This window comes from Streptomyces sp. LS-MS-L19, assembly GCF_058382285.1.
The window spans coordinates 5,811,589-5,835,111 of the sequence record NZ_JBYCLL010000001.1 but is presented as its reverse complement, the minus strand read 5'-3'; the positions used below and the strand labels follow the sequence as shown (position 1 = coordinate 5,835,111).

Below are 23,523 nucleotides of genomic sequence, written 5' to 3'. Positions count from 1 at the left end.
CCGGTCAAGGGGGCCGGGCGTTCTTCTGAGGGGGAAGGGGCTGTCATGACGGGCACGGAACTCGAGTGGTCGCGCGGCGATCGGGCGAAGGCCGCGGCCAAGCTGATGCTGGGCTGGGTCGCGCTGCTGTGGCTGCTGGAAGTGGTGGACGTGGCGAGCGGCCACGCCCTCGACGGCTTCGGCATCACCCCGCGCACCTCGTTCGAGTTGGTCGACGTCGTACCGGCCGCGTTCATCCACTTCGGCTTCGCCCACGTGGCGGCGAACAGCGTCCCGCTGCTGGTGATGGGGTTCCTCGCGGCCCTCGGCGGCATCCGGCGCTTCGCGATGGTCTGCGCGGCGATCATCGTGGCCGACGGCCTCGGCGTCTGGCTCATAGCCCCGGCCCACACCAACACGGCGGGCGCGTCCGGCCTGATCTTCGGCCTCTTCGGCTACCTGGTGGTGACCGGCTTCGTGGAGCGCCGCCCCCTGGGTGTCCTGGTGGGCCTCCTGGTCGCGGCGGTCTGGGGCACGTCGATCCTGGTGGGCCTGGCCCCCACACAGTCGGGGGTCAGCTGGCAGGGCCACCTGCTGGGACTGCTGGCAGGGGTGGCAACAGCGTTCGCCTTCAAACGCCGGGGACCTGTACCCACCTAGGGGCGCGGGGAACTGCGCGACCAGCCCCCACCGGTCCGCAGCCCGCAACGGACCGGCGGTCCCGGGCTCAGACCGTCAACCCCCGCACCAGCAGATCCAGCAGCGCACACACGAACAAGGCGATCCCGATGAACCCGTTGACGCTGAAGAACGCCCGGTTCAGCCGGGAAAGATCATGCGGTCGCACGATCGAGTGCTCGTACACGAACGCGCCCGCGACGATCATCAGCCCCACCCAGAAGAACCCGCCCGCGTCCGTGGCGACGGCGTACCAGACGAGCAGGGACATCGTCAGGACGTGGCAGACCCGCGCCCCCCAGATCGCCGCCGGGATGCCGAACCGGGCCGGCACCGACATGACGCCGATCTCCCGGTCGGTCTCCACGTCCTGGCAGGCGTAGATCAGGTCGAACCCGCCGATCCAGATGCCGACCGCGAGACCGAGGATCACCGCGTCCCAGGACCAGGACCCGGTGACGGCGAGCCAGCCGCCGACCGGCCCCATCGCCTGGGCGAGCCCGAGGATGGCCTGCGGGAAGTTCGTGAACCGCTTGCCGTACGGGTAGACCACCATCGGGATCACCGCGACGGGAGCGAGGGCCAGGCACAGCGGGTTGAGCAGCGCCGCCGAGCCGAGGAAGACCACGACCGCGACCAGCGCCCCGGTCCAGGCGTGCTTCACCGACATCGCCCCGGTGACCAGCTCGCGCTGGGCGGTCCGGGGGTTCCGCGCGTCGATCTCCCGGTCGATGATCCGGTTGACGGCCATCGCGAAGGTGCGCAGCCCGACCATGCAGATCGTCACCAGGAGCAGCCGCCCCCAGTGGATGTTCTTGTCCCACTCGTACATCGCGGTCAGCGCGGCGATGTAGGCGAAGGGCAGCGCGAAGACCGAGTGCTCGATCATCACGAGGCGCAGGAAGCCCTTCACCTTCCCGGTCGGCTGCGGCGCCGGGCCCACGACCCCGTCGGCGGTGGTCATCATGCGAGGCTCCCGAGGAAGGCGTCGAGGTCGGTCAGGAGTGCGGCGGCGGGCAGCGGGCCCGTCTCCACGGTCAGCGGTGTCCCGGAGTCGTCGGGCAGGGTGATGTGCGCCGTGAAGGCGTATCCGCCCGCGTCGGCCGGACGGGCGTCCAGCCGCAGCGCGGCTCCGCCGTCGACCGTGAACGGGCCGGACCCCGCGGTGAGTTCCGCGCGCAGCCGCTCCGCGAAGTCGGCGGGTTCCGCGTCGCGCACACCGGGCAGCTCGAAGCCGTCGCCGTCGCCGCCGCGCTCGTAGAGGACCGCCCAGGTGTCGCCGGGGCCGGCCAGCTCCTCCGGTGTGACGCCCGCCTGCTCGGCGGCCTGCCGGACGCCCGGGTCCGCCGGGTCCAGCGCGGGCCGCACGAGCGCCACGTAGTCGGTGTCAGTGCCGATGAACAGGGCCGGGCCGCCCACGGGGATGGGGCTCACAGACCGTACTCCTTCCACCGGCGGTCGACCTTCGCCGCCGTCTCCGGGTCGGACAGGACCATCTCGGGCCAGCCGCCGTCCCGGGTGTAGCCCTCCTCGGGCCACTTCCTCGTCGCGTCGATGCCCGCCTTGCCGCCCCAGAACTGCTGGTAGGAGGCGTGGTCGAGGTGATCGACCGGTCCCTCGACGACCGAGAGGTCACGGGCGTAGTCGGTGTTGCCCAGCGCCCGCCAGGCGACCTCGTGCAGGTCGTGCACGTCACAGTCCGCGTCGACGACCACGATCAGCTTGGTCAGCGACATCATGTGTGCCCCCCAGACCGCGTGCATCACCTTCTGCGCGTGCTTCGGGTACTTCTTGTCGATCGAGACGATCGCGCAGTTGTGGAAGCCGCCCGCCTCGGGCAGGTGGTAGTCCACGATGTCCGGCACGATGATCTTCAGCAGCGGCAGGAAGAAACGCTCCGTCGCGCGGCCCAGCGGCCCGTCCTCCGTCGGCGGGCGGCCCACCACGATCGACTGGAGCAGCGGCCGCTTCCGCATCGTCACGCAGTCGATCTTCAGTGCGGGGAAGGGCTCCTGCGGGGTGTAGAAGCCGGTGTGGTCGCCGAAGGGACCCTCCGGCAGCATCTCCCCCGGTTCCAGCCAGCCCTCGATGACCACTTCGGCCTGCGCCGGCACCTGGAGCGGGACCGTCCTGCAGTCCACCATCTCGATCCGCTTGCCCGCGATGAACCCGGCGAAGAGGTACTCGTCGATGTCGCCGGGGAGCGGGGCCGTGGAGGCGTACGTCACCGCGGGCGGGCAGCCGAAGGCGATCGCGACCGGGAGCCGCTCCCCCCTCCTCGCCGCGACCTGGTAGTGGTTGCGGCTGTCCTTGTGGATCTGCCAGTGCATGCCGATGGTGCGCTTGTCGTGGCGCTGGAGCCGGTAGAGCCCGAGGTTGCGGATCCCGGTCTCGGGGTCCTTGGTGTGGGTGAGCCCGAGGTTGAAGAAGGAGCCGCCGTCCTGCGGCCAGGTGAACAGGGCCGGGAGCTGGTCGAGGTCGACGTCGTCCCCGGTGAGGACGACCTCCTGGACCGGTGCCTCCTTGACCTTCTTCGGCGGCACGTGGGTCATCGCGCCGAGCTTCCCGAAGGCCTCCCGCACCCCCACGAAGCCCTGCGGCAGCTCGGGCCGCAGCAGCCCGCCGATCTTGTCGGAGATGTCGCCGTACGACTTCAGGCCCAGGGCCTTCAGCAGCCGGCGGTCGGTCCCGAAGACGTTCATGGCGAGGGGCATCGCGGAGCCGCGGACGTTCTCGAAGAGCAGCGCGGGCCCGCCCGCCTTCTGCACCCGGTCGACGATCTCCCCGACCTCCAGATACGGGTCGACCTCGGCCTTGATCCGCTTGAGGTCTCCCTCGCGTTCCAGTGCCCTGAGCAGGGAGCGAAGATCGTCGTAAGCCATGGGGACAAGTATCCCCGAGCCGCTACCCTGACCCCGTCAGGGGCCTGTCACAGGCTCCACACAACCTTCCCTGGGGGCCAAGAGCACATGTTCCGGCTGCTGATGTACCTGATCCCGCTGGCGCTGACGATCTACGCGTTCATCGACTGCCTCAACACCCCCGAGGACGAGGCCAAGCACCTGCCCAAGATCGCCTGGGTCTTCATCATCCTGCTGTTCTGGATCGTCGGCCCGATCGCCTGGCTCGCCGCGGGCAAGCTGCGCACCCCGCCGGCCGGCGGCCGCACCCCCTCCGAGTGGCACCGCAACCACCGCATGGAGTACGTCGCCCCCGACGACAACCCCGAGTTCCTGAACTCCCTCAAGGCGGAGCGGAAGAACGACGAGGCCCTGCTGAAGGACTGGGAGGCCGACCTGCGCCGCCGCGAGGAGGAGCTCAGGCGCCGGGAGGCCGGCGAGGAGCCGAAGGGCGACTGACAAGCTGTACGCCGCCGAGCCCCCCGAAGCGGACATCTCGCCCCTGGGCGGAGGCGGCCGGGAGCCGGACACTTACCTCGCATGACGACAGCTCCCGCCGACTCCGCCGGCACCCTCGCCCCCGCCTACGGTGACAAGGTCATCGCCGTCGAGTCGGCCGGCTCGGAACCCATCCCCGAGTCCGAACGCCACGGCGGCCCGCTCCAGCTGCTGTGGACCTGGGCCTCCCCGAACATCGAGTTCGCGACCGTCTTCATCGGTGTGATCGCGGTCCTCTTCTTCGGCCTGAGCTTCTGGCAGGCGACGGCCGCCATCGTGCTCGGCACCGCGCTGGGCGCGCTCACCCAGGGCGTGCTGTCCCTGGACGGGCCCCGCTTCGGGGTGCCGCAGATGGTGGTGGGCCGGCTCTCCTTCGGCTACTTCGGCAACATCCTGCCCGCCGCGGCCAACGGCCTGGTGGCGGGCGTCGGCTGGTTCGCGGTGAACAGCGTGAGCGCCGCCTTCGCGCTGAACACCCTGACCGGGCTGCGACCGCTGCCGTCGTTGCTCCTGGTCGTGGCCGCCGAGATCCTCATCGGCTTCATCGGCCACAACTTCGTGCACGTCTTCGAGAAGTACGCCTTCCCCGCCCTCGCGGTGATCTTCCTGCTGGCCGGGGTGTGGACCTTCAAGGACGCCCACCTCGGCGGGGGCGGTACGGGCGGCGGCGTCGGCGGCTTCCTGCTCGCGTTCAGCGCGGCCTGGGGCTACGCGGCGGGCTGGAACCCGTACGCCTCGGACTACTCCCGCTACCTCCCCCGTACGGCGAACAAGGCCAGGACCGTCCTCTACCCGGCGCTCGGCCTGTTCCTGTCCGTGTCCGTGGTCGCCGTGATCGGCGCGGCCTCGGCGACGATCGTGTCCCCGAAGGACGCCACCCCGACAGCGGCTTTCACCGGCCATCTCCCGGGCTGGCTCGGCGACCTGGTGCTGATCGCGATCATCCTGGGCGCGGTCTCGGCGAACGCCCTCAACGTGTACTCCGGCGCCATCTCCATCGCCTCCTTCGGCCTGAACCTCCCGGCCTGGCTGAGCCGCAGCGTCCTCGTCGTGGTGTCCGGGGTCGCCGGTACGGCGGCGGCGTGGGCGTCGCTCTCCGACGCGGGGGCGGCCTACGAGGCGTTCCTGCTGGTGATCGCGTACTGGGTGGCGCCCTGGCTCGGCGTGGTCCTGGTCGAGCGGCTGCTGCGCCCGCAGGGGTCGGACGAGTTCCTGTCCGGCCGCCTGACCGACCGCACCTTCGCCAACTGGCCGGGCCTCGCGGCCCTGTTGCTCGGCGTGGCGGTGTCGGTCCCGCTCTTCTCCAACCAGGAGGACTACGTCGGCTACGTACCGGAGCACTGGCCGTCGTTAGGGGACATCACCCCGGTGGTGGGCTTCGTGGTGAGCGCGGTGCTGTACGCGGCGCTGCGCAGGCGCTCACCGGCGGCGTGACGGCTCACCCCTCCTTCGCCGGGTCGCTCCCGTACACGCCGGAGGCGGTGACCGCCTGTCGGGCGTCACAGGCCCGCTGTTCGTCGGCCGGGGCGGTCCACAGCGGGACCAGGTCGGCGTCGGAGGACATCCGCAGGTAGTGGCAGACCCCGTTGACGCGCAGGGCGACGGCGTACACGTCGTCGCCCGCCGCCCGGCCCGCCACGTCGGTCACGGTGTCCTTGGCGGAGACCAGCTTGCGGCCCTTCAGGAACTCCGTGGCGCCCCGGGGGGTGTGGGCGTAGCCGGCGGCCGACATCGCGCGGTAGGGGTTGGCGGGCTGCCGGGCGAGCAGTCCGCCCATCTGTGCGGCGAGGCTGCCGGGTGCGCCGTCGGTCCGGCCGGCCGGGCAGGTGACCGCGGTCCGCCGCACGCTGCCCGGGCCGAGCGCGAAGGCGATGCGGTAGCAGCGGACGGGATAGGCGTCGGCGTCCACGGTCGCCCCGGTGGGCGGCACCAGCCCGAGCATGACCTCCGCCGTGTGCGTCAGGCCCGCGGACCGGACGCCGAGCAGCACCCCGCCGTGCTCCTCGGTCTGCGCGACGAGCGTGCCCTCGGTGAACGGGCCGCCGTAGGTGCCGCCGCCCGCCGAGTGGAAACCGGCGTTCAGGTCCTGGCGCAGATCCTGGGCGAGGGCGGCGGCCTGGGCGTCGACGGCCGTCGTGTCGGGCTCGGTGAGCCGCTGTCGGAGCAGGGTGCCCCCCACGCCCGCGGCCCCGGCGACCAGGGCGATCGCCACGTACAGCAGACCCCGCCCGACGGCACGTTTCCTCATGTCTCCCCCAGCTTCGACGGCCGCCCCGGAAGACGGCCGTCGCACTGTATCCACCGTGGCCGGGAGGCTTGCGAGGGGCCTCAGTCGACCGTGATCGAGTCCAGCTTGGCCCTCAAGTACACGTGGGAGTCGACGGGTTCGTGGGCCACCCGGCCGACCGGTGCCGGGACGGACTCGACGATCGTGCCGGGGGTGCACTCGCCGAAGTAGACCAGCGACATCAGCTCCTCGGCGGGCGCGTCCGCCGGCGGCGGCAGGACCCGGTGGCGCCCGGAGCGCCAGCGGTCACCGGTCCAACGGGCCATCAGGTCCCCGATGTTGATGGTGAACGCGTCGGGGTCGAAGGGGGCGTCCTCCCAGCCGCCCTCGTCCGTGAAGACCTGGAGCCCGCCCTTGCCGGCCTGCCGGTCGAGGATGGTGACCGTGCCGAAGTCGGTGTGCGGGCCGATGCGGAACTGCCCCGGCTCAGGCTCCCCGATCACCTCGGTGCCCGGGTACCAGTTGATGTTGAAGCCGTACGTCGGATGGTCCATGTGCCGGGAGAAGAAGTCGGGTTGGAGCCCGAGGGCCTCGCCGAGGAGGGACAGCAGTCGCTTCTCCAGCTCGCCCATCCGCTCCAGGTACTCCTCGCACAGCTCGCGCAGGGCCGGGACCTCGTCCGGCCAGACGTTCGGCGCGTACCACTCCGCGTTGACGGCCGGGTCCTCGAAGGGCTCGTGGGTGGCGAAGGTCAGTGACTCCTTGAGGTCGGGCGGGGTCTCGGTGCCCTCGGAGTAGCCGTTGGCCTCGGCGCCGGGCCCGAGCCAGCCGCGGCCGCCCACCTTCGCCTCGTACGCCTTCTTGGTCTCCACGGGCATCCGGAAGAAGGTCCGCGCGGCCTCCCGGATCCGCGAGCGCAGGGCGGGGTCCACGCCGTGCCCGGTGACCAGGAAGAACCCGGCGGTCTGGAGGGCCTCGTCGAGGGTGCGGGCGATGCCGGCGCGGGCGTCGGGGTCGCCGGACAGCCAGGGCCCGAGGTCGATGGTCGGAATACGGGGCCGGGAGGTGTCAGTCACCGATGTCCTCGTTCCACAGTGCCGGATTGTTGTCGATGAAGTCGCGCATCAGCCGGACGCACTCGGGGTCGTCCACGAGGACGATCTCCACGCCGTGCTCGGCCAGCCAGTCGTGCCCGCCGTGGAAGGTGGTGGCCTCCCCGACGACGACCCGCCCGATCCCGAACTGCCGGACCAGTCCTGAGCAGTACCAGCAGGGCGAGAGGGTGGTCACCATCGTCGTACCGCGATACGACCGCTGCCGTCCCGCCGCCCGGAAGGCGGCCGTCTCCGCGTGCATGGAGGGGTCGTCGTCCTGGACGCGCCGGTTGTGGCCGCGCCCGAGGAGGGTGCCGTCGGCGCCGTAGAGCGCGGCCCCGATGGGGATGCCCCCCTCGGCGAGCCCGGCGCGGGCCTCCGCGACGGCGGTGGCGAGCCACTCGCGGGCCTGTGCCTGATCCATGGGGTCCATGTCCTTCACTCTCCTGTGGCCGAAACACGAGGGCAACGTGCGGAAAGTACTCTCCCGGCAGCCCACATCCGGACGAACTGTCGGGAGGCGCCCATGCCCGCACTCACCCTCCGCGAGATCCTCGCCCTCGACCCGGTCCGCGCCTCCGAGCCCGAGCTGCTCGCCGGACACACCGCCCTGGACCGCCCGGTCCGCTGGGTGCACTCCAGCGAGGTCTACGAGGGCGCGAACTTCCTGGACGGCGGCGAGCTGCTGCTCACCAACGGTTTCGGCCTGTCCGACCCCGACGAGGAGACCCGCCGCCGCTACGTCCGCGAGCTGGCCGCCCGGGGCGCCGCCGGACTCGCGGTGGAGGTCGGCCGGTCCCTGCCCGCCATGCCGGAGGAGGTCGTGGACGAGGCGCGCCGCCGCGAGCTGCCGCTGCTGGCCCTGCACCGGGTCGTGCCCTTCGTCCGGATCACGGAGGCCGCCAACCGGGCGATCGTGGCCCGCGGCCTGTCGGGCCGTGCGGTCGTACGGCCGTGGGGCGACGACCACACGGCGGCCCTGCTGGCCGACCTCGCCGACCGGGCGGCGCTGAACCAGCCGGAGGTGGAGGCGCGGGCGGCGCTGGCCGGGTTCCACCCGGGCCCGGGGGCCCGGCTGATCGGGGTGTCGCTGCACGGCACCCGGGACGTGGGCACGGTCGACCGCGCGGTACGGCTGCTGGGCGGGGCGGGGGTGCTGCGGGCCGCGTTCCCCGGGGACGTCCTGGCACTGCTGTCCCTGCCGGGCGGCCGCGCGGGCGACCCGGTGAAGGCGGTCCAGGAGACCTTCCGCACGGTGGCCGACGCCGGCCTCACGGTGGCCGTGGGCCACGCCGTGACCGGCGACGGCGGCTGGCTGCGCTGGAGCGACACGCTGCGGACGGCGCGGTCGACCCTGGAACTGGCACTGACGGTCCCGGCGGCGGAACCGGCGGCTCCCGACGGCCCGTTGGTGACCTCGTCGAGGGCACTGGCCCTGGAGCGGGAGCTGACGAGGGGCGGCGTGGACGCCAACAGAGAGCGCCTGTCGGCCCTGGTCCAGGGCACCCTGGGCGCCCTGCTGTCCTGGGAGGCCGCCCACCCGAGCGATCTCGTGCGCACCCTGGAGACCTATCTGCGGAACGGCTGCTCCCCGACCCGAACGGCCGCCCGGCTCCACATAGGCCGCCAGTCCCTGTACCAACGCCTGGAGCGCATCGAGTCGTTGTTGGGCCTCGACATAGACGACCCCGACCTACTGGGAGAGCTGCTGACAGCAACGTGTGCACACCGAGTCGTGCAGCGCCCCTCAGGGGCGCGGGGAACTGCGCGACCAGCCACGACGCTCCCCCACTCGACCTACCGGCGAACCGCCTAGCGCAACGTCACCGGACTCGTCCCGTTGAACGGCGCATAACACGTCACCACAGACGGCGTCCGCACCCCGTCCTCCTCCGCGAACACCTTCCGCACGGCCTCGAACGACACCTCCCCGCTCACCACGGGCGCCACCCGGTCGTACAGCTCACGGACGCTCGGCGGCAACGGCGTCCCCGGCTCCCCGTCGTCCGCACCCCACACGTCCCACAGCAACGTCTCCACCTTGTTCAGCGCGGCGAGATCGAGCCGGACGTTCCCCGCCACGAACCGCTCCCCGAAGAGCGGTCCGGCCTCGGGCCGGTGCAACCCGAACTCCGTCTCGTCCGCCCCGTCCTCGCGAATGACCCGCCAGGCCTCCCCGGCGACGAGGAACCGCGACCGGGGCACGTCCATGGGATCGAAGTCCACGGGCCAGTGCGCGGTGATCGCGGGGTCGGCCAGCTGCGCGTCGGCGAGCAGCCAGCCCAGGTCCTCGGTCCAGTACTCGGTGACCACGTGGTCGCCGTGGAAGCCGTCGGTGCCGAAGTAGTCGGCGAACCCGGACCGCAGCCGCGCCGGGACACCGGCGTGCCGCAGCAACGACACGTGCAGCAGCGTGAAGTCACGGCAGACCCCGACGAACCGGTCGCCCGGTTCCCGCCGCACGGTCAGCGGCGCGTCGTTTCGTTCGGCGAGGATCCGCAGGACGTCGTCGATGTACCGGGACTCCGCGTCGTCGTGGAGCCGGTCGGTCGGATGGGTGTGCCCGAAGAGTTCGCCCTCGACGCGATGGATCATCACGTCCCTGACGATCCGGGCCAGTTCAGCGGGGTCGCGCGGCAACTCGGCGTACAGCGGCGCCATGTGCCCGGGGTCGGAGAACACACTCTGCGTGGCGTAGAAGGAGAGGGACACGGCGGGCCTCCCGAAGGGCGTCATCGACCACGTGTTCGAATACGGGTCGGCGCACCCCACCGTGTCAAAATTCGCCGCCGAATGTCCAGGAGACGACGACTCCGGAACCGTCCCGTGTCGACACTTTCGTAACCCAACGGACATCACGCGATCTAGTCCGAACCAACTCCCCCTCCTTACCCTGGGGTTGATACACAGCGCGCATGGGGGGAATGCGGGTGCACAGACAGCTGCACGGGCGCGGGGCGCTGTTCGACACCGATCCGGCGGGGCTCGCACCACGACTCGTGGGGCTGCGGCCGCACCAGCACCGGGCCACTGCCTGGGAGCATCCGCAGGAGCTCCCGTTCGTCATGCTGACCGGCGCCCGCGGGCTGGGCAAGAGCGCGCTGCTCGGCGAGTTGCGGGACGCCTACAAGGGGCACACCCCGGTCGCCCTGATCGACTGCGAGGCCGCCGAGTTCGCGGCACCGCCCGCGGGCCGGGACACCGACGCCTGGTCGCCGGTGTCGCAGGTCCTGCTGGTGATCGCCGAACAGCTCGCCGAGCCGGTGACCGGCGCGGGCCGGATCACCTTCCCGCGACTGATGTCGGGCCTGGTGGCCGTCGCCGCCGGCGGCTGGCGGGACGCCGACTCGGAGCGCATCCGGCGCGAGGTGGAGCGGATCCTGCTGCTGAACGAGAGCGGGTCCTGGATCGCCGGGTTCGCCGGGCGCTGGGCCGGGCGGGTCGCCGCCAACGTCGCCGCGGCCGCCACCGGGACCGGCCCGCTGCTCCAGTCCGCCATCGAGGCGACCCTGGAGTCCATCTCGGACAGCTTCGTGCACCGCCGTCAGCAGCGGGCGGCGACCTGGTGGCGGGACTACCCCAACGCGAGCCGCAACGCCCGGCGCGGACTGATGCTGCTGTCCGGGCACTTCAGGGCCGGCGGCACCTCCCGCGAGCACGCCGAGCGCCATCTGGTCCGCGCCCTGCTCACCGACCTCACCGACGCCTACACCGGAGTGCTGCCACGCATGCGGCGCCTGGGCCGCCCCCTCGTCCTCGTCGACAACGCGCACCGCGCACCCGGCCCCGGTCTCACCGACCCCGTCCTGCGCGACCGCTCCGAGGGCATCGCCGACCAGGTCGTCTTCATCACCGCCCTGCGCGGCACCGGCCGCCCCGCCCTGCGCAACGCCGTACGGCACACCCTCCCCGAAGTCGCCCGGCGCACCGGCTGGACGCCCGACCCCGCGTCCCCCTCCTCCCGGGCCCTGCTGGTCTCCCTGCCGCCGCTGACCGCCGACGACACCCTGCACATCGTCGACGAGCACCAGGTGCCGCCCCGGCTCCCGCACGCCGTCCACCGGCTGACCGGCGGCAACCCGCTGGGCATCGTGCTGCTCGCCGAGGCCGCCGCACAGCACGGCACGACCTCCCTCGGCGAGCTGCTCACCGCCGACGTACGGCTGCACGAGGACCGCGACAGCAGGCCCACCTACGTCGAACTCCTCGACCGGCTCGTGCCCACCGACCGGCTGGAGGAGCTGACGGTGCTGGCCGCCGCCCACGACCACGAATCCGCCACCGCGCTCGCCGAGGCGCTCCTGCCCGACGACTTCGGCCCGGCGGACGTACGGGCCCTGCAGACCCGGCTGGTCCAGGAGGGGCTGCCGGAGGTGCCGGGCCGGTTCGTCGGCGACCCCTTCGTGCGGACCCTGCTGCTGCTCCGGCTGCACCACCGGTCCGCCGACCACGGGCGGTGGCGCGAGGCCCACGAGACGCTGATCCGGCGCTACGACCCCACCGACCGCTACCACCTGCACCATCAACTCGCCCTGGGAGCGGCCGAACCGGCCGTCGCCCACCTGCGCGACACCTTCACCACCCTGGACACCCGCAGCTGGCTGCGCACCCTGCGGTTCATCGCCTCCGCGCCCTACTTCCACGCGCACGACGCCGAGGGCCACGACTTCGACGCCCGCGACGACCGGCGCGCGGCCGTCGCGCTCGGCCACACGGACGCCGCCCAACAGGTGCCGGGCTCCCTGGACGAGAGGGGCGCCGTACTGCATCTGCGGATACGACGGCTGCTGCACGCCGTGTGGCAGTTGACCGACCCGCTCGCGCTGCCCGACGCGAAGGTGTGCGACCGGCTGCGCTTCGAGCTGGAGCAGCTGTCCAACCTGCGTCCGGCCGGCAACGCCCTGCTGTGGCGGGCCTCCCGGGACTGGCCCGAGGACGCGCTCGCGGGACGCCCTCTCCGGGTCCCGGACGGCGACGAGGACGACGACGGCGAGGGGGAGGCGTGATGGCCGGCCGAGGCTTCGGAACATGGCTGCGCGAGGGCGTCTGGGAGATCCCGCTGCGGCGGTACCTCGCCCTGCTGCTGACCCTCGTGGTGCTCGGCGGCCTGGGGATCGGGGGCTGGAGACTCGCCCAGGACGACCGCTCCTGCGCCGCCGGGGTCGTCAGACCCGAGGGCAGCGACGAGTGCGTGGGCGTCTCGGCGACCGCCTACGACTGGGGCCGGGCCCCGCTCGGGCCGGTGGTCAAGGCGATCGACCGCGAGAACAGGTCCGTCAAGGGCCCCTACGTCACCGTCGCGCTCCTCGAGCCCTTCACCGCGACCGACGCCGACAACCTCGGGGACGTCCTGCACGAGCTCCAGGGCGCGTATCTCGCGCAGTACCAGGCCAACCACCAGTCCAACGGGACCGTCCCCGCGATCCGGCTGGTGCTCGCCAACCCCGGCGCCACCGGCGCCCACTGGGAGCACACCGTCGACCAGCTGGCGGGCATGACCGACGGCAGGGACAAGCTGCGGGCGGTCGCGGGGGTCGGGCTGAGCACCGCCAACAACAAGCGGGCCGTCGCGGCGCTCACCGCCCGCGGCATCGCCGTGATCGGCACCTCCATCACCGCCGACAACCTCGCCAACGGCCAGAACGGCAAGGACCCCTTCCCCGGCCTCGCCCGGGTCTCCCCGACCAACACCGACGAGGCCCGCGCGCTCACCTCCTTCGCCCAGGTCGCGGCCGACAAGGCGGTCCTGGTCCACGACCAGAAGGCGGACGACCCGGAGAACGGCGACCCCTACTCGCTGACCCTCCAGCGCTCCTTCGAGAAGCTGCTCAAGGGCTCGCCGTACGCGCCCTGGTCGTTCAACCCGCCCGACGACCGCAGCCAGGAGGGCTCCACCGCCAACGACTTCGAGCAGATCACCCACCTGGTCTGCGACACGGACGCCGGCACCGACACCATCCTGTTCGCCGGACGCCACACCCAGCTGCGCCAGTTCATCAACGCCCTCGGCGAACGCGGCTGCCAGAAGCGGAGGTTCACCCTGCTCACCGGCGACGAGGCGTCCTACCTCACCGGCGACAAGGACCTGAACCGGGACGCCCTGAACCGCAACCTCACCGTCCGCTACACCGCCCTCGCCCACCCGGACGCCTGGATCAAGTCCCCTCCCGCCACCGGGGGTTCGACGGCGGACGCGAAGATCCTCCAGGAACTGGTGACAGCGGGCCAGGGCGACAAGGTCGGCCCGATCGGCGACGTCGACCTGGAGGACGGCCAGCTGATCATCGCCTACGACGCGATGCGGCTGACGTACCAGGGCATCCGGTTCGCCAAGGGCACCAAGGACATCCCGACCCTCGAAGAGGTCCGCAACGAGTGGCGGCTCATCAAGGGCACCCAGCAGCGGGTCGACGGCGCGAGCGGCTGGATCTGCCTCGACAACCACGGCAACCCGTACGACAAGGCCGTACCGATCGTGGAACTGACCCCGCAGGGCACGGCCCGCTTCGTGCGGATCGCGTGGCCGGAGGGCAAGCCGCCGGCGAAGGAGTGCCTGCCGCCGTCGTAGCGCGTGGTAGCGCGTCGTACTCGCCGGTCACCCACCGTGACTGCCAGGATCCTGCTCATGAACGGCAAGACTTTCTCCCGCCTGGCCCTCGGCGCGGTGTGCGCGCTGGCGATGACGATCGCGGGGGCGCCGGCCGCCTCCGCCGGGGCGAACGGCTGCAACCAGCGCACCTGCATCATGGTCGACGGCGTCGGACTGCGCGTCGAGACCATCGCCGCGGCGACCACCTGGAACGGCGACTTCACCGGGCACTTCCACATCTGGGGCGGGGGCATCGACACCAACAGCGCGACCCAGTTCTGGGGGTACCACCAGAAGTTCACCGTGCCGGTCCACCGTGACCTGCCCAACGGCGCGGTGCTGTGCGCGGAGGGCTGGGAGCACACGAGCGGTGGACTCCAGTCACGCGGGCGGGCCTGCGCGGAGGTGCACTTCTAGGCGTCCAGGGCCTCCAGCAACCGCTCGAACCGGGCCCGCCAGGCGGGCCCGGTCCCTTCCGGCCCCTCGTACTCGTGCGTGAAGCGCAGGACGGCTCCCCGGTCCCCGTCCCGCTCCAGGTGGAACCTGATCCGGTCGCCCCGCTCCAGCGTGTACTCGGCGACCCGGTCCACGTCCCACGCCGTGACCTGGCCCTCCCCCAGCCCCGGCAGCACCACGGCGCCCCCGAGCCGCGGCTCCAGCACCCGCACGCCGGTCCACCAGCGCGCGAGCCCCTCCGCACTGCCCACCGCGGGCCAGGCCCCCTCCATGGGGACCGGCAGCCGCACCAGGAAGTGCAGGACGCGGCTGCTTCCGTGGGTCTGACTCGTGCCCTGTTCGACGGATCCGGTCATGCCACCAGTGTCGCCGAGCGGGGATTCAGACGCCCGCGTACGAGTGCTTGCCGGAGACGAAGATGTTGACGCCGTAGTAGTTGAACAGCCAGCAGCCGAAGGCGACCATCGCGAGGTAGGCGGCCTTGCGGCCCTTCCAGCCGGCGGTGGCGCGGGCGTGCAGGTAGCAGGCGTAGGCGACCCAGGTGATGAACGACCAGGTCTCCTTGGGGTCCCAGCCCCAGTAGCGGCCCCACGCGTCGCCCGCCCAGATCGCGCCCGCGATGATCGTGAACGTCCACAGCGGGAAGACGGCCGCGTTGACGCGGTAGGCGAACTTGTCGAGGCTCGCGGAGGCCGGCAGCCGGTCCAGGACGGAGTTCGCGAACCGGCCCGGGGTGCCGCCGGTAGCGATCTTGTTCTCGTAGCTGTCCTTGAAGAGGTACAGGATCGTGGCGACCGCGCCGACGTAGAACACCGCGCCGCAGAAGATCGCGGTGGAGACGTGGATGTACAGCCAGTACGAGTGGAGGGCGGGAACCAACTGGTCGCTGGCGGTGTACAAGACAGTGACGGCGAGGCCGAGATCGAGGAGGACCGTGGTGACCAGGAACAGCCCGAGCCAGCGCACGTTCTTCTTCAGGGCCAGCAGCCCCAGGTACACGGCGACGGCCACCGTGGAGAAGGTGATGTTGAACTCGTACATGTTGCCCCAGGGGGCCCGCTCCACCGAGGCCGCGCGGGCCACGACCCCGGCGAGCTCGACGAGGAAGGCCAGCACCGTGAGGGAGATGGCGATACGCCCGTAGAGGTCGCCCTGCTCGTCCCCGCCGTGCGCCCCGGGCCCGTCGGGCACGTCCCGCGAACCGCTCGCGGACCGCACCACGACCTGCGGCCGCTCCAGTACGGCGGTGCTGCCGCCCTGGTTCACGGTGACGGCCGGCGCCTTCTTGGCCTCGGTCTTCTTGGCGTCGGCGGTGAGCGCGGCGGCGGTGCGGCCGACCTTGCTGCGACTGCCGAAGAGCCACTCGGCGATGTACGCGAAGAAGGCCAGGGTGTAGACGGCCATCGACGAGTAGATCAGCGTGTTGCTGATGTTGGCGAGGTGTTCGTTGGTGGCGGTGGCCAACTCGGTTGCGGCGGCGAGAGTCACTTCTCAGCCCCTTCGGAGGGTGTTACTTGGGGTTCGGGGGTGGATTGCTCGGTGCTCGGGGTGTGGTCGTACAGGATTCCTGCCAGCTCGCCCAGCTCCTCCGGCACCTTCGCGGACTCGCTGCGGCCCAGGCCGGCCATTTCCACGACCGTCACGCCGTCTTCGCCGCGCACCGCCCGCACCCACACCCGGCGGCGCTGGATGAACAGGGACGCGGCGAGGCCGAAGATCGCGGTGAGGGCGCCGGCGAGGGCCCAGCCGCTGGCGGGCTGCTGGACGACCTGGAAGTTCGCCCACTGCTTGGTGCCGTCGTAGGTGATCGAACCGGCGCCGCCGGGAAGCTTCATGGTCTCGCCGGGCCTCAGGTTCTCCCTGAGCTCCTGGCCCTTGGCGTCCTTGAAGTCCTTCACGTGCGACTTGTCGAGCTGGTACACGCTCTGCGGGATGCCCGAGTTGACACCGAGGTCACCGTGGTACGGCGTGAGGTTGAGCACCGGGTTGTTCAGCGCCGGGAAGGTGGACGCCGTCTCGCTGCCCTGGGTGTAGGTCGGGATGAAGAACGCCGAGATGCCGAGCTGCTCGGAGACGCCCTTGGCGTTCCGGTAGCCGTCGAGGACCTTGATCACGCCGGTGGAGGTGACGTTGGAGTCGAGCGGCAGCATCGCGACCGCGTCGCGGAAGACCACGTTGCCCTTGCCGTCCCGGACCGTGATCAGGGGGGCGTAGCCGTGGGCCGTGAGATAGACCTTCGCGTCGTCGATCTCCAGCGGCTCGTTGACCTTGACGAGGGTCTTGTGGTCCTTGCCGTAGGCGCCCTTGCTGTAGGTGATGGCCGCTTGGTAGAGGCGCGGGGTGCCCTTGTTGGGGCCGCTGGTCTCGTAGGTGCCGGTGAACTTGTTCAGCGTGAAACTGAACGGCACCAGGTCGTCGGTGTCGAAGAGGTTCCCGGACTTGAAGTCGTCGTAGGAGAGGAGGGTGTTGGAGAACCCGTCGCCCTCGACGACCAGCTTGTTGCCCTCGGACTTGAAGAGCTGGCCCCAGGCGAAGGCGGTCAGCATCACGATGAGCGCGATGTGGAAGGCGAGGTTGCCGACCTCGCGGAGGTAGCCCTTCTCGCCCGCCACGTTGTCCCCGGCGAGGTGGGCGCGGAAGCGCTTCTTCTTCAGCAGGGCGAGCGCGGCCTCGCGGACCTGCTCGGGCTCGGCCTCGGTGCGCCAGGTGGTGTAGGCGGGCAGCCGGGTCAGCCGCTTCGGGGCACCCGGCGGCCGGCTGCGCAGCTGCCCGACGAACTGCCAGGTGCGGGGCACGATGCAGCCGATGAGGGAGACGAACAGCAGGATGTAGATCGCGGAGAACCACACCGAGCTGTAGACGTGGAAGAGGCCGAGCTTGTCGTAGACGTCCCCGAGGGTGGGGTTGTTCTTGACGAAGTCGGCGACCTTGGTCGCGTCGGTCCCGGTCTGCGGGATCAGCGAGCCGGGGATCGCGCCGAGCGCCACCAGCAGGAGCAGCAGCAGCGCGACCCGCATGGAGGTGAGCTGGCGCCAGAACCAGCGGGCCCAGCCGATGACGCCCAGGGAGGGCAGGTTCGGCGGCCCCTCGACGGGCGCGGTGGACAGCTGGGAGCCGGCCGCGCCGAGGTCCTGGTCCGTGGCGGGAGTGTCGGGTGTGGTCTTGCTCATGGATCAGATCCCCACAGTGAAGCCGGCGGACCAGGACTGGAGGTCCTGCACGATGCGGTCCCACGCACCGGTCAGCAGCAGCAGTCCGGTCACGATCATCATGGTGCCGCCGATGCGCATGACCCAGACGTAGTGGCGCTTGACCCAGCCGAAGGCGCCGAGCGCCTTGCGGAAGGCGACCGCGGCGAGCACGAAGGGCAGGCCGAGGCCGAGGCAGTAGGCGACGGTCAGTATGGCACCGCGGCCGGCGCTGCCCTGCTGGGAGGACAGGGCGATCACCGAGGCGAGGGTCGGGCCGATGCAGGGGGTCCAGCCGATCCCGAACAGCGCGCCCAGCAGCGGGGCGCCGACCAGGCCCATGGCGGGCTTGTTGTGGAAGCGGAACTCCCGCTGGGTCATCCAGGGCATCAAGCCCATGAAGAAGACACCCATGAGGATCATGAGCACACCCAGCACCTTGGACAGCACGCCCTGGTTCTCCTGGAGCGTCTGCCCGAAGTAGCCGAACAGCGCCCCGCTGGAGACGAACACCACGGTGAAGCCGAGCACGAACAGCGAGGCGCCGGCGACCATGCGGCCGCGCCGGGCCTCGGCCAGGTCGGTGCCGGTGACTCCGGTGACGTACGACAGATAGCCGGGGACCAGCGGCAGGACACACGGCGAGAAGAAGGAGACCAGGCCGCCGAGGACCGCGATGGGCAGGGCGAGCAGCAACGCGCCGTTGAGGACGGTGCCGTTGTATCCGGTGTCGGCGGCGAGCGTGACGACTGCGCTCACGTCACTTCTCCGCGAGGACCGGGTCGATCATCTTGCGCAGCTTGCTCTCGCTGAGCGCGGCCAGCGAGCGGGCGGCGATCTTGCCGTCCCGGTCGATGACGAGCGTGGAGGGCACGGCCTGCGGGTTGAGGGTGCCCTTCTGGAAGCGGAGCATCAGCTTGCCCGTGGGGTCGTACAGGCTGGGGAAGGTGATGCCCATGTCCTTCTCGAAGGCGCGGGCGTTCTGGACGCTGGTGTCGCGGGTGTTGATGCCGACGAACTGCACGCCCCGGCCCTTGAGCGCCTTGGAGACCGCCTCCAGGTTGGGGGCCTCGGCCCGGCAGGGGGCGCACCAGGAGCCCCAGATGTTCAGGACGACGATCTTGCCCTTGTAGTCGGCGACGTCGAGCCGGCCCCCGTCGACGGTCTTGCCGGAGAGGTCGGGGGCACTGCCCCGGTCGCCCTGCTCGGCGGTGGAGATGCCGTCGGCGCCCATGATGAAGTTGGTGTCGCCGCCTCCGCCCGAGGTGCCGCCCGAACTGCAGGCGGACAGGATCAGCGCTGCGGCCGCGGCACCCGCGGCGAGCAGGCTGGCACGGACCCGGGAGCGGCTACGGCTGGCGGCACTCATGTGAAAAGTTTCGCATGCCCGTTCCGGGGATCTTGCGCACCCCCCTTGCGGGCGGAAACCCGCATTTCAGGCAGCGTTTGAGGAGGCTGTCGAGGACGGTTTCCCGGAGGGCGTCGAGGAGTCCTTGAGGAAGCCGTTCCAGCCACCGGTCGGCTGCTGCCCGACGTCGAGCGTCCGCAGCCGCGCGAGCACCTCCGGCTTCTGTACGTCCATCCAGTCGACGAACTGCCGGAAGGAGACCATGCGGATGTCCGCGCCCTTCTCCTTCTCCCGTGCGATGTGCGTGAAGGCCTGTTCGACGGCGTCCATGTAGATGCCGCCGTTCCACTGCTCGAAGTGGTTGCCGACGAAGAAGGGGGCGCGGTTGGTCTCGTAGGCCCGCTGGAAGCCGGCGATGTAGGCCCCGGCGGACTGCTCGCGCCACGCCGGGTAGTTGTGGGCGGGCGCGTTGGTCGAGTTGATCGACTGGTTGGCGAGCATGTTGTAGTCCATGGACAGGACCTCGAAGCCGCGGCCGGGGAAAGGTATCGCCTGAAGCGGCAGGTCCCATATCCCGTTCGTCTTCACGGGCCAGACCTGGCGGCCGCCGGGCGAGGAGGCGTCGTAGCGCCAGCCCAGTGCGCGGGCGGTGGGCAGCAGGTTGTCCTGGCCGAGGAGGCAGGGGGTGCGGCCGCCGACGAGTTCCTTGTCGTAGTCGAACGGCAGGGCGGGCAGGTCGGTCCAGCCGGTGTTGGTGCGCCACTCCTTGACGAAAGCTTTCGCCTGCTGGATCTCCGAGCGCCACTGCGCCGGCGTCCAGCGGGCGACGCTGCCGTAGCCGCCGCAGAAGTGACCGTTGAAGTGGGTGCCGATCTCGTGCCCCTCCAGCCACGCCCGCCGGACGTTGGCCAGGGTCGCCTTGACGTGCTCGTCGGTGAGGTAGCCGATGTCGGAGGCGCCGCGGGGGTTGTTCGGGGGGTCGTAGAGCCGCTTCTTCGACTCGGGCAGCAGATACAGCCCGGAGAGGAAGAAGGTCATGTGCGCGTCGTGCTTCCTGGCCAGGTCGAGGAAGCGCGGGAAGAGCCCGTTGCCGACCTCGCCGGCCCCGTCCCAGGAGAAGATCACGAACTGCGGCGGGGCCTGCCCGGGCTCCAACGGCACGGGCCTGGCGGGCTGGTGGGGCTGCTTGCCGGTGAAGGAGGTGGAGCCGTCACCGATGGGGCGGACGGTGACCGGCTTCTTGCCGGGCGTGGACCCGGGGGCGTGGGTCACCCCGTCCGATCCGTCCGACCCGGTGAGGGTCCCGCACCCCGAGAGCCCTACGGCGGCCACGGCGCCCGCCCCGAGACCTATTGCTCCCCTTCGACTGAGAGTGGGCATGCTTCCCCGATTCGTCACGTTCTCTGGTGGTCACCCAGTCAGAGGAGGCGACGAGCGGGGAGGTTCCAGGGGTTTTTCCGGGTTGCGTAACAGAAGGGGCGAGCTGGTCCGCCCCTGAAGGGGCGCGGGGAACTGCGCGACCAGCCACGACGGCGCAGCAGTTCCCCACGAACCGGCTACGCCCCGAACGCCTTGCTCTTGCCCTTCACCGGCTTGGCGCCCGCCCGCAGATGAACCGGCACGAGATCGATCGCAGGCTCGCTGTACCCCACGGACACGATCCGGTCACCCCGGTACGTGAAGGACGTCAGCGAAGCCAGCGTGCACTGCCGCTTGCGCGGGTCGTGCCACAGCCGCCGCTTCTCGACCCACGACCGCACGATCCAGATCGGCAACTGGTGGCTGACGAGAACCGCCTCGTGCCCCCGCGCCCGGTCCCGCGCGGCGTCCAGCGCGCCCTTCATCCGGACGACCTGGTCGACGTACGGCTCCCCCCACGACGGCTTGAAGGGGTTGACGAGGTGCTTCCAGTTGTCGGGGTTCTTCAGCGCGCCGTCCCCGACCCCGAAGGTCTTGCCCTGGAAGACGTTCTCGGCCTCGATGAGCCGCTCGTCGGTCCCGATGTCGAGTCCGTGCGCCTTGGCGATCGGCGTGGCGGTCTCCTGCGCCCGCTCCAGCGGGGAGGCGCAGACGTAGGTGATGTCCCGGCCGGCGAGGTGCTCGGCGACCCGGTCGGCCATCTGGCGTCCGAGCTCGGAGAGGTGGTAGCCCGCGAGACGGCCGTAGAGGACCCCGTCGGGGTTGGCGACCTCGCCGTGCCGCATGAGGTGGACGACGGTGATGTCGCTGTTAGTGGGGGTGCTCATGCTGCCGTGGCCTCCGCCGCCGCTCGGGCCGCCGCCGGGAGGGCGTCGGCGATCCGCTGAACCGCCTGGTCGTCGTGGGCCGTGGACACGAACCAGGACTCGAAGGAGGACGGCGGCAGGTAGACGCCGTTCTCCAGAAGGGAGTGGAAGAACGCGGTGAACCGGAAGGACTCCTGCGCCCTGGCGTCCTCGTAGTCGCGCACCGGCCGGTCGGTGAAGAACACCGAGAACATGTTGGAGGCGTTCTGGAGGGTGTGGGCGACGCCCTCCTTGCCGAGCGCCTCGGAGACCAGGGACCGGATCTGCCGCGACACGGCGTCGACCTTGTCGTAGGCCGCGTCGTCGAGGAGCCGCAGCTGGGCGAGGCCGGCGGCGGTGGCGACGGGGTTACCGGAGAGGGTGCCGGCCTGGTAGACGGGCCCGGCGGGCGCGAGGTGCGCCATGACGTCGGCGCGACCGCCGAACGCGGCGGCGGGGAAGCCACCGCCCATGACCTTGCCGAAGGTCATGAGGTCGGGCTTGACCCCGTCGATGCCGTACCAGCCGGCGCGGCTGGTCCGGAACCCGGTCATGACCTCGTCGGAGATGTAGAGGGCGCCGTTCTGCGCGCAGGCGTCCTTGAGGCCCTGGTTGAAGCCGGGCAGCGGCGGCACGACGCCCATGTTGCCGGGCGAGGCCTCGGTGATCACACAGGCGATCTCGCCGGGGTGCCGGTGGAAGGCCTCGTGAACGGCCTCGAGATCGTTGTACGGCAGCACGATCGTGTCGCCGGCCTGGGCACCGGTGACGCCCGGGGTGTCGGGGAGCGCGAAGGTGGCGACACCGCTGCCCGCGGCGGCGAGGAGCGAGTCGACGTGGCCGTGGTAGCAGCCGGCGAACTTGATGACCTTGGTGCGCCGGGTGAAGCCGCGGGCGAGGCGGATCGCGGACATGGTGGCCTCGGTGCCGCTGGAGACGAGGCGCACCTGGTCGACGGGCTCGACCCGGGCCACGATCTCCTCGGCGAGCGCGACCTCGCCCTCACCGGGGGTGCCGAAGGAGGTGCCCCTGGACACCGCCTCCTGAACGGCGGCGATCACCTCGGGGTGCGAGTGCCCGAGGATCATGGGGCCCCAGGAGCAGACGAGGTCGACGTACTCGCGCCCGTCGGCGTCCGTCAGGTACGGGCCGGTGCCGGACACCATGAAGCGGGGGGTGCCGCCGACGGCGCGGAAGGCGCGGACCGGGGAGTTCACGCCGCCGGGCGTGACGGCCGACGCGCGGTCGAACAGGGCCTGCGAGACAGGCGCGTCGTACGAATAGGGCAATTCACTCATAACTTGCGGCTACTCCGACCTTCTCCGGTTTGTTCGGCTTTCTCGGACTCCGTTGCCGGTGACTACCTCAGGGTAGGCCAGCCCTCGAAAGCTCCCGGCTCCCCGCGATCTGCGAAACTGGATGCAGATACACACAGCTCACGGGGACGATGGCGCGCAGCCGGTTGTTCAGGGGCTGCGAAGATCCTGCGGACAGGTGTTTCAACGCACGTTTCGGCGGGCGGCCGTGGGGGAGGTCACTGACACGATGATCGGGTTGCGCGGCGGGGCCTGCGCGTCCTAGAAAAGCAGTCGGGTGGAGATATGCATCGCGGTGGCGGACTGGGCGAGGGGACTGATGACCTGGGTCCTCGACGTGCCCGGCGGGGGAAGCACCGGCGCGAGGCGGAGGAAGCCGGCGAGACGCGTCAGGGACATGGCGCCGTGACGCCGGGTGAGTCGGATCGTGCCGAGCGACGTATCGAACGTCGTATCGATCCGTTGAGGGCGGGAAGCAGGAATGGTGGTCGGGTGGGGGTGACGTACAAGTACTTCGGCGCGCCCGACGGCGCGACCGCGGCCCGCGTGCCGATCTCGATGCGCCCCGAGGAACTCGGCGGCGACGAGCTCGGCATGAACGGCATGTTCACCAAGATCAAGCCGGAGACCATGGCGGCGATGGTCCTCACCGGCATAGAGGGCGTCCCCTTGCACAAGGTCCCCCCGCTCGAACTGGTCGTCCTGCACCCGGACTACGCGGTGGTCAAGCTCCCCATGACGGTCGTGGACCCGCTGCGCGGCATAGGCGAGGAAGCGGTGGGCGCGGCGGCCTTCATCTGGTCCACGGTCCCGGACCGCGGCGGCCCCCGGGACGCGTTCAACGTGTACCAACTGCTGCACGAGTGGCAGGACTTCAGCCATCGGCTCCATGAAGCGGGGCATCAGCCGTACTGTCTGGTGTGGCCCTGATCGGCTCTGAGCTGGGGTTTCTTGCGGATCGGGCGGGGTCTTCGGGCCTCGCCCTT

General features: G+C 70.9%; 23 protein-coding genes. 8 read left to right on the top strand and 15 right to left on the bottom strand.

Going from position 1 to position 23,523, the window contains the following annotated elements; genetic code table 11:
• Positions 1-45: 45 nt before the first annotated feature.
• Complete coding sequence (locus AC2XR2_RS26085) at positions 46-639, top strand: rhomboid family intramembrane serine protease (protein ID WP_491516454.1); 594 nt, start codon at positions 46-48, stop codon at positions 637-639.
• 67 nt (positions 640-706) lie between these two features.
• Here AC2XR2_RS26085 and mqnP read toward each other — a convergent pair whose 3' ends face one another.
• Genes mqnP through AC2XR2_RS26070 form a run of 3 tightly spaced genes read right to left on the bottom strand, consistent with a single transcriptional unit; the run spans position 707 to position 3,539 of the window.
• Positions 707-1,624 carry a menaquinone biosynthesis prenyltransferase MqnP gene (gene mqnP / locus AC2XR2_RS26080; protein ID WP_491516453.1) on the bottom strand — a complete coding sequence of 306 codons (918 nt, stop codon included), beginning with the start codon at positions 1,622-1,624 and terminating at the stop codon, positions 707-709.
• Positions 1,621-2,091 carry a hypothetical protein gene (locus AC2XR2_RS26075; protein ID WP_381302926.1) on the bottom strand — a complete coding sequence of 157 codons (471 nt, stop codon included), beginning with the start codon at positions 2,089-2,091 and terminating at the stop codon, positions 1,621-1,623. The genes mqnP and AC2XR2_RS26075 overlap by 4 nt, the downstream gene beginning before the upstream one ends.
• Complete coding sequence (locus tag AC2XR2_RS26070; RefSeq protein ID WP_381302925.1) at positions 2,088-3,539, bottom strand: menaquinone biosynthesis decarboxylase; 1,452 nt, start codon at positions 3,537-3,539, stop codon at positions 2,088-2,090. The genes AC2XR2_RS26075 and AC2XR2_RS26070 overlap by 4 nt, the downstream gene beginning before the upstream one ends.
• Positions 3,540-3,626: 87 nt before the next feature.
• On the opposite strand from AC2XR2_RS26070, the gene AC2XR2_RS26065 reads away from it, so the two are divergent.
• On the top strand, positions 3,627-4,016 hold the full coding sequence (locus tag AC2XR2_RS26065) for a PLD nuclease N-terminal domain-containing protein (protein WP_330265132.1): 390 nt from the start codon (positions 3,627-3,629) through the stop codon (positions 4,014-4,016).
• 81 nt (positions 4,017-4,097) lie between these two features.
• Positions 4,098-5,489 (top strand): purine-cytosine permease family protein, encoded by a 1,392-nt coding sequence (locus AC2XR2_RS26060; protein ID WP_491516452.1) that lies wholly within the window; start codon positions 4,098-4,100, stop codon positions 5,487-5,489.
• A 4-nt stretch (positions 5,490-5,493) separates the two neighbouring features.
• Here AC2XR2_RS26060 and AC2XR2_RS26055 read toward each other — a convergent pair whose 3' ends face one another.
• The 3 genes from AC2XR2_RS26055 to AC2XR2_RS26045 form a co-directional block, all read right to left on the bottom strand.
• Positions 5,494-6,303, bottom strand: a complete 810-nt coding sequence (locus tag AC2XR2_RS26055) for a hypothetical protein (protein ID WP_491516451.1) — start codon at positions 6,301-6,303, stop codon at positions 5,494-5,496.
• Positions 6,304-6,383: 80 nt separating this feature from the next.
• On the bottom strand, positions 6,384-7,358 hold the full coding sequence (locus tag AC2XR2_RS26050) for an isopenicillin N synthase family dioxygenase (protein ID WP_491516450.1): 975 nt from the start codon (positions 7,356-7,358) through the stop codon (positions 6,384-6,386).
• Entirely contained in the window at positions 7,351-7,809 is a 459-nt protein-coding gene (locus tag AC2XR2_RS26045; RefSeq protein WP_330265136.1) for a nucleoside deaminase, read from the bottom strand. Before AC2XR2_RS26045 ends, AC2XR2_RS26050 begins: the two co-directional genes overlap by 8 nt.
• A gap of 93 nt (positions 7,810-7,902) precedes the next feature.
• Here AC2XR2_RS26045 and AC2XR2_RS26040 point away from each other — a divergent pair, with 93 nt between their 5' ends.
• Positions 7,903-9,192, top strand: a complete 1,290-nt coding sequence (locus AC2XR2_RS26040) for a PucR family transcriptional regulator (protein WP_491516449.1) — start codon at positions 7,903-7,905, stop codon at positions 9,190-9,192.
• Here AC2XR2_RS26040 and AC2XR2_RS26035 read toward each other — a convergent pair.
• Positions 9,189-10,112, bottom strand: coding sequence for a transglutaminase-like domain-containing protein (locus tag AC2XR2_RS26035; RefSeq protein ID WP_491516448.1), 924 nt, complete (start codon positions 10,110-10,112; stop codon positions 9,189-9,191). The two genes, AC2XR2_RS26040 and AC2XR2_RS26035, sit on opposite strands and share 4 nt — an antisense overlap.
• A gap of 188 nt (positions 10,113-10,300) precedes the next feature.
• On the opposite strand from AC2XR2_RS26035, the gene AC2XR2_RS26030 reads away from it, so the two are divergent.
• The 3 genes from AC2XR2_RS26030 to AC2XR2_RS26020 are packed head-to-tail and all read left to right on the top strand — an operon-like array spanning position 10,301 to position 14,382.
• Entirely contained in the window at positions 10,301-12,382 is a 2,082-nt protein-coding gene (locus AC2XR2_RS26030) for a hypothetical protein (RefSeq protein WP_491518501.1), read from the top strand.
• Positions 12,382-13,944, top strand: coding sequence for a type 1 periplasmic-binding domain-containing protein (locus AC2XR2_RS26025; protein WP_449352455.1), 1,563 nt, complete (start codon positions 12,382-12,384; stop codon positions 13,942-13,944). Before AC2XR2_RS26030 ends, AC2XR2_RS26025 begins: the two co-directional genes overlap by 1 nt.
• A 57-nt stretch (positions 13,945-14,001) precedes the next feature.
• Positions 14,002-14,382, top strand: a complete 381-nt coding sequence (locus AC2XR2_RS26020) for a hypothetical protein (protein WP_449352456.1) — start codon at positions 14,002-14,004, stop codon at positions 14,380-14,382.
• Here the strand turns inward: AC2XR2_RS26020 and AC2XR2_RS26015 are convergent.
• From AC2XR2_RS26015 to hemL, 8 genes are all read right to left on the bottom strand, one after another.
• Positions 14,379-14,777: an SRPBCC family protein gene (locus AC2XR2_RS26015; RefSeq protein WP_491516447.1), complete on the bottom strand. Its 399-nt coding sequence runs from the start codon at positions 14,775-14,777 to the stop codon at positions 14,379-14,381. The two genes, AC2XR2_RS26020 and AC2XR2_RS26015, sit on opposite strands and share 4 nt — an antisense overlap.
• A 25-nt stretch (positions 14,778-14,802) precedes the next feature.
• Complete coding sequence (gene ccsB, locus AC2XR2_RS26010; RefSeq protein WP_491516446.1) at positions 14,803-15,909, bottom strand: c-type cytochrome biogenesis protein CcsB; 1,107 nt, start codon at positions 15,907-15,909, stop codon at positions 14,803-14,805.
• Complete coding sequence (gene resB / locus AC2XR2_RS26005; protein WP_491516445.1) at positions 15,906-17,591, bottom strand: cytochrome c biogenesis protein ResB; 1,686 nt, start codon at positions 17,589-17,591, stop codon at positions 15,906-15,908. Before resB ends, ccsB begins: the two co-directional genes overlap by 4 nt.
• A gap of 3 nt (positions 17,592-17,594) precedes the next feature.
• Positions 17,595-18,368, bottom strand: coding sequence for a cytochrome c biogenesis CcdA family protein (locus AC2XR2_RS26000; protein ID WP_330265143.1), 774 nt, complete (start codon positions 18,366-18,368; stop codon positions 17,595-17,597).
• Between the two features lies 1 nt (position 18,369).
• Positions 18,370-18,978: a TlpA family protein disulfide reductase gene (locus tag AC2XR2_RS25995; RefSeq protein WP_381302913.1), complete on the bottom strand. Its 609-nt coding sequence runs from the start codon at positions 18,976-18,978 to the stop codon at positions 18,370-18,372.
• A 66-nt stretch (positions 18,979-19,044) separates the two neighbouring features.
• Positions 19,045-20,337 (bottom strand): polysaccharide deacetylase family protein, encoded by a 1,293-nt coding sequence (locus tag AC2XR2_RS25990; protein ID WP_491516444.1) that lies wholly within the window; start codon positions 20,335-20,337, stop codon positions 19,045-19,047.
• A gap of 176 nt (positions 20,338-20,513) precedes the next feature.
• On the bottom strand, positions 20,514-21,203 hold the full coding sequence (locus AC2XR2_RS25985) for a histidine phosphatase family protein (RefSeq protein WP_381302911.1): 690 nt from the start codon (positions 21,201-21,203) through the stop codon (positions 20,514-20,516).
• Positions 21,200-22,519 (bottom strand): glutamate-1-semialdehyde 2,1-aminomutase, encoded by a 1,320-nt coding sequence (gene hemL, locus AC2XR2_RS25980; protein WP_491516443.1) that lies wholly within the window; start codon positions 22,517-22,519, stop codon positions 21,200-21,202. Before hemL ends, AC2XR2_RS25985 begins: the two co-directional genes overlap by 4 nt.
• A gap of 303 nt (positions 22,520-22,822) precedes the next feature.
• Here hemL and AC2XR2_RS25975 point away from each other — a divergent pair, with 303 nt between their 5' ends.
• Positions 22,823-23,467, top strand: a complete 645-nt coding sequence (locus AC2XR2_RS25975; protein ID WP_330265148.1) for a hypothetical protein — start codon at positions 22,823-22,825, stop codon at positions 23,465-23,467.
• The last annotated feature ends 56 nt before the right edge of the window (positions 23,468-23,523 follow it).

Excerpts from the sequence above, each read along its gene's own strand:
- AC2XR2_RS26045 (WP_330265136.1), bottom strand. The coding sequence starts at position 7,809 with ATGGACCCCATGGATCAGGCACAGGCCCGCGAGTGGCTCGCCACCGCC.
- AC2XR2_RS26020 (WP_449352456.1), top strand. The coding sequence starts at position 14,002 with ATGAACGGCAAGACTTTCTCCCGCCTGGCCCTCGGCGCGGTGTGCGCG.
- mqnP (WP_491516453.1), bottom strand. The coding sequence starts at position 1,624 with ATGATGACCACCGCCGACGGGGTCGTGGGCCCGGCGCCGCAGCCGACC.
- AC2XR2_RS25985 (WP_381302911.1), bottom strand. The coding sequence starts at position 21,203 with ATGAGCACCCCCACTAACAGCGACATCACCGTCGTCCACCTCATGCGG.
- AC2XR2_RS26060 (WP_491516452.1), top strand. The coding sequence starts at position 4,098 with ATGACGACAGCTCCCGCCGACTCCGCCGGCACCCTCGCCCCCGCCTAC.
- AC2XR2_RS25995 (WP_381302913.1), bottom strand. The coding sequence starts at position 18,978 with ATGAGTGCCGCCAGCCGTAGCCGCTCCCGGGTCCGTGCCAGCCTGCTC.
- AC2XR2_RS26055 (WP_491516451.1), bottom strand. The coding sequence starts at position 6,303 with ATGAGGAAACGTGCCGTCGGGCGGGGTCTGCTGTACGTGGCGATCGCC.
- AC2XR2_RS26030 (WP_491518501.1), top strand. The coding sequence starts at position 10,301 with ATGCGGGTGCACAGACAGCTGCACGGGCGCGGGGCGCTGTTCGACACC.
- hemL (WP_491516443.1), bottom strand. The coding sequence starts at position 22,519 with ATGAGTGAATTGCCCTATTCGTACGACGCGCCTGTCTCGCAGGCCCTG.
- AC2XR2_RS26025 (WP_449352455.1), top strand. The coding sequence starts at position 12,382 with ATGGCCGGCCGAGGCTTCGGAACATGGCTGCGCGAGGGCGTCTGGGAG.
- resB (WP_491516445.1), bottom strand. The coding sequence starts at position 17,591 with ATGAGCAAGACCACACCCGACACTCCCGCCACGGACCAGGACCTCGGC.
- AC2XR2_RS26070 (WP_381302925.1), bottom strand. The coding sequence starts at position 3,539 with ATGGCTTACGACGATCTTCGCTCCCTGCTCAGGGCACTGGAACGCGAG.
- AC2XR2_RS26035 (WP_491516448.1), bottom strand. The coding sequence starts at position 10,112 with ATGACGCCCTTCGGGAGGCCCGCCGTGTCCCTCTCCTTCTACGCCACG.
- AC2XR2_RS26015 (WP_491516447.1), bottom strand. The coding sequence starts at position 14,777 with ATGACCGGATCCGTCGAACAGGGCACGAGTCAGACCCACGGAAGCAGC.
- AC2XR2_RS26040 (WP_491516449.1), top strand. The coding sequence starts at position 7,903 with ATGCCCGCACTCACCCTCCGCGAGATCCTCGCCCTCGACCCGGTCCGC.
- AC2XR2_RS26085 (WP_491516454.1), top strand. The coding sequence starts at position 46 with ATGACGGGCACGGAACTCGAGTGGTCGCGCGGCGATCGGGCGAAGGCC.
- AC2XR2_RS26065 (WP_330265132.1), top strand. The coding sequence starts at position 3,627 with ATGTTCCGGCTGCTGATGTACCTGATCCCGCTGGCGCTGACGATCTAC.
- AC2XR2_RS25975 (WP_330265148.1), top strand. The coding sequence starts at position 22,823 with ATGCATCGCGGTGGCGGACTGGGCGAGGGGACTGATGACCTGGGTCCT.
- AC2XR2_RS25990 (WP_491516444.1), bottom strand. The coding sequence starts at position 20,337 with ATGCCCACTCTCAGTCGAAGGGGAGCAATAGGTCTCGGGGCGGGCGCC.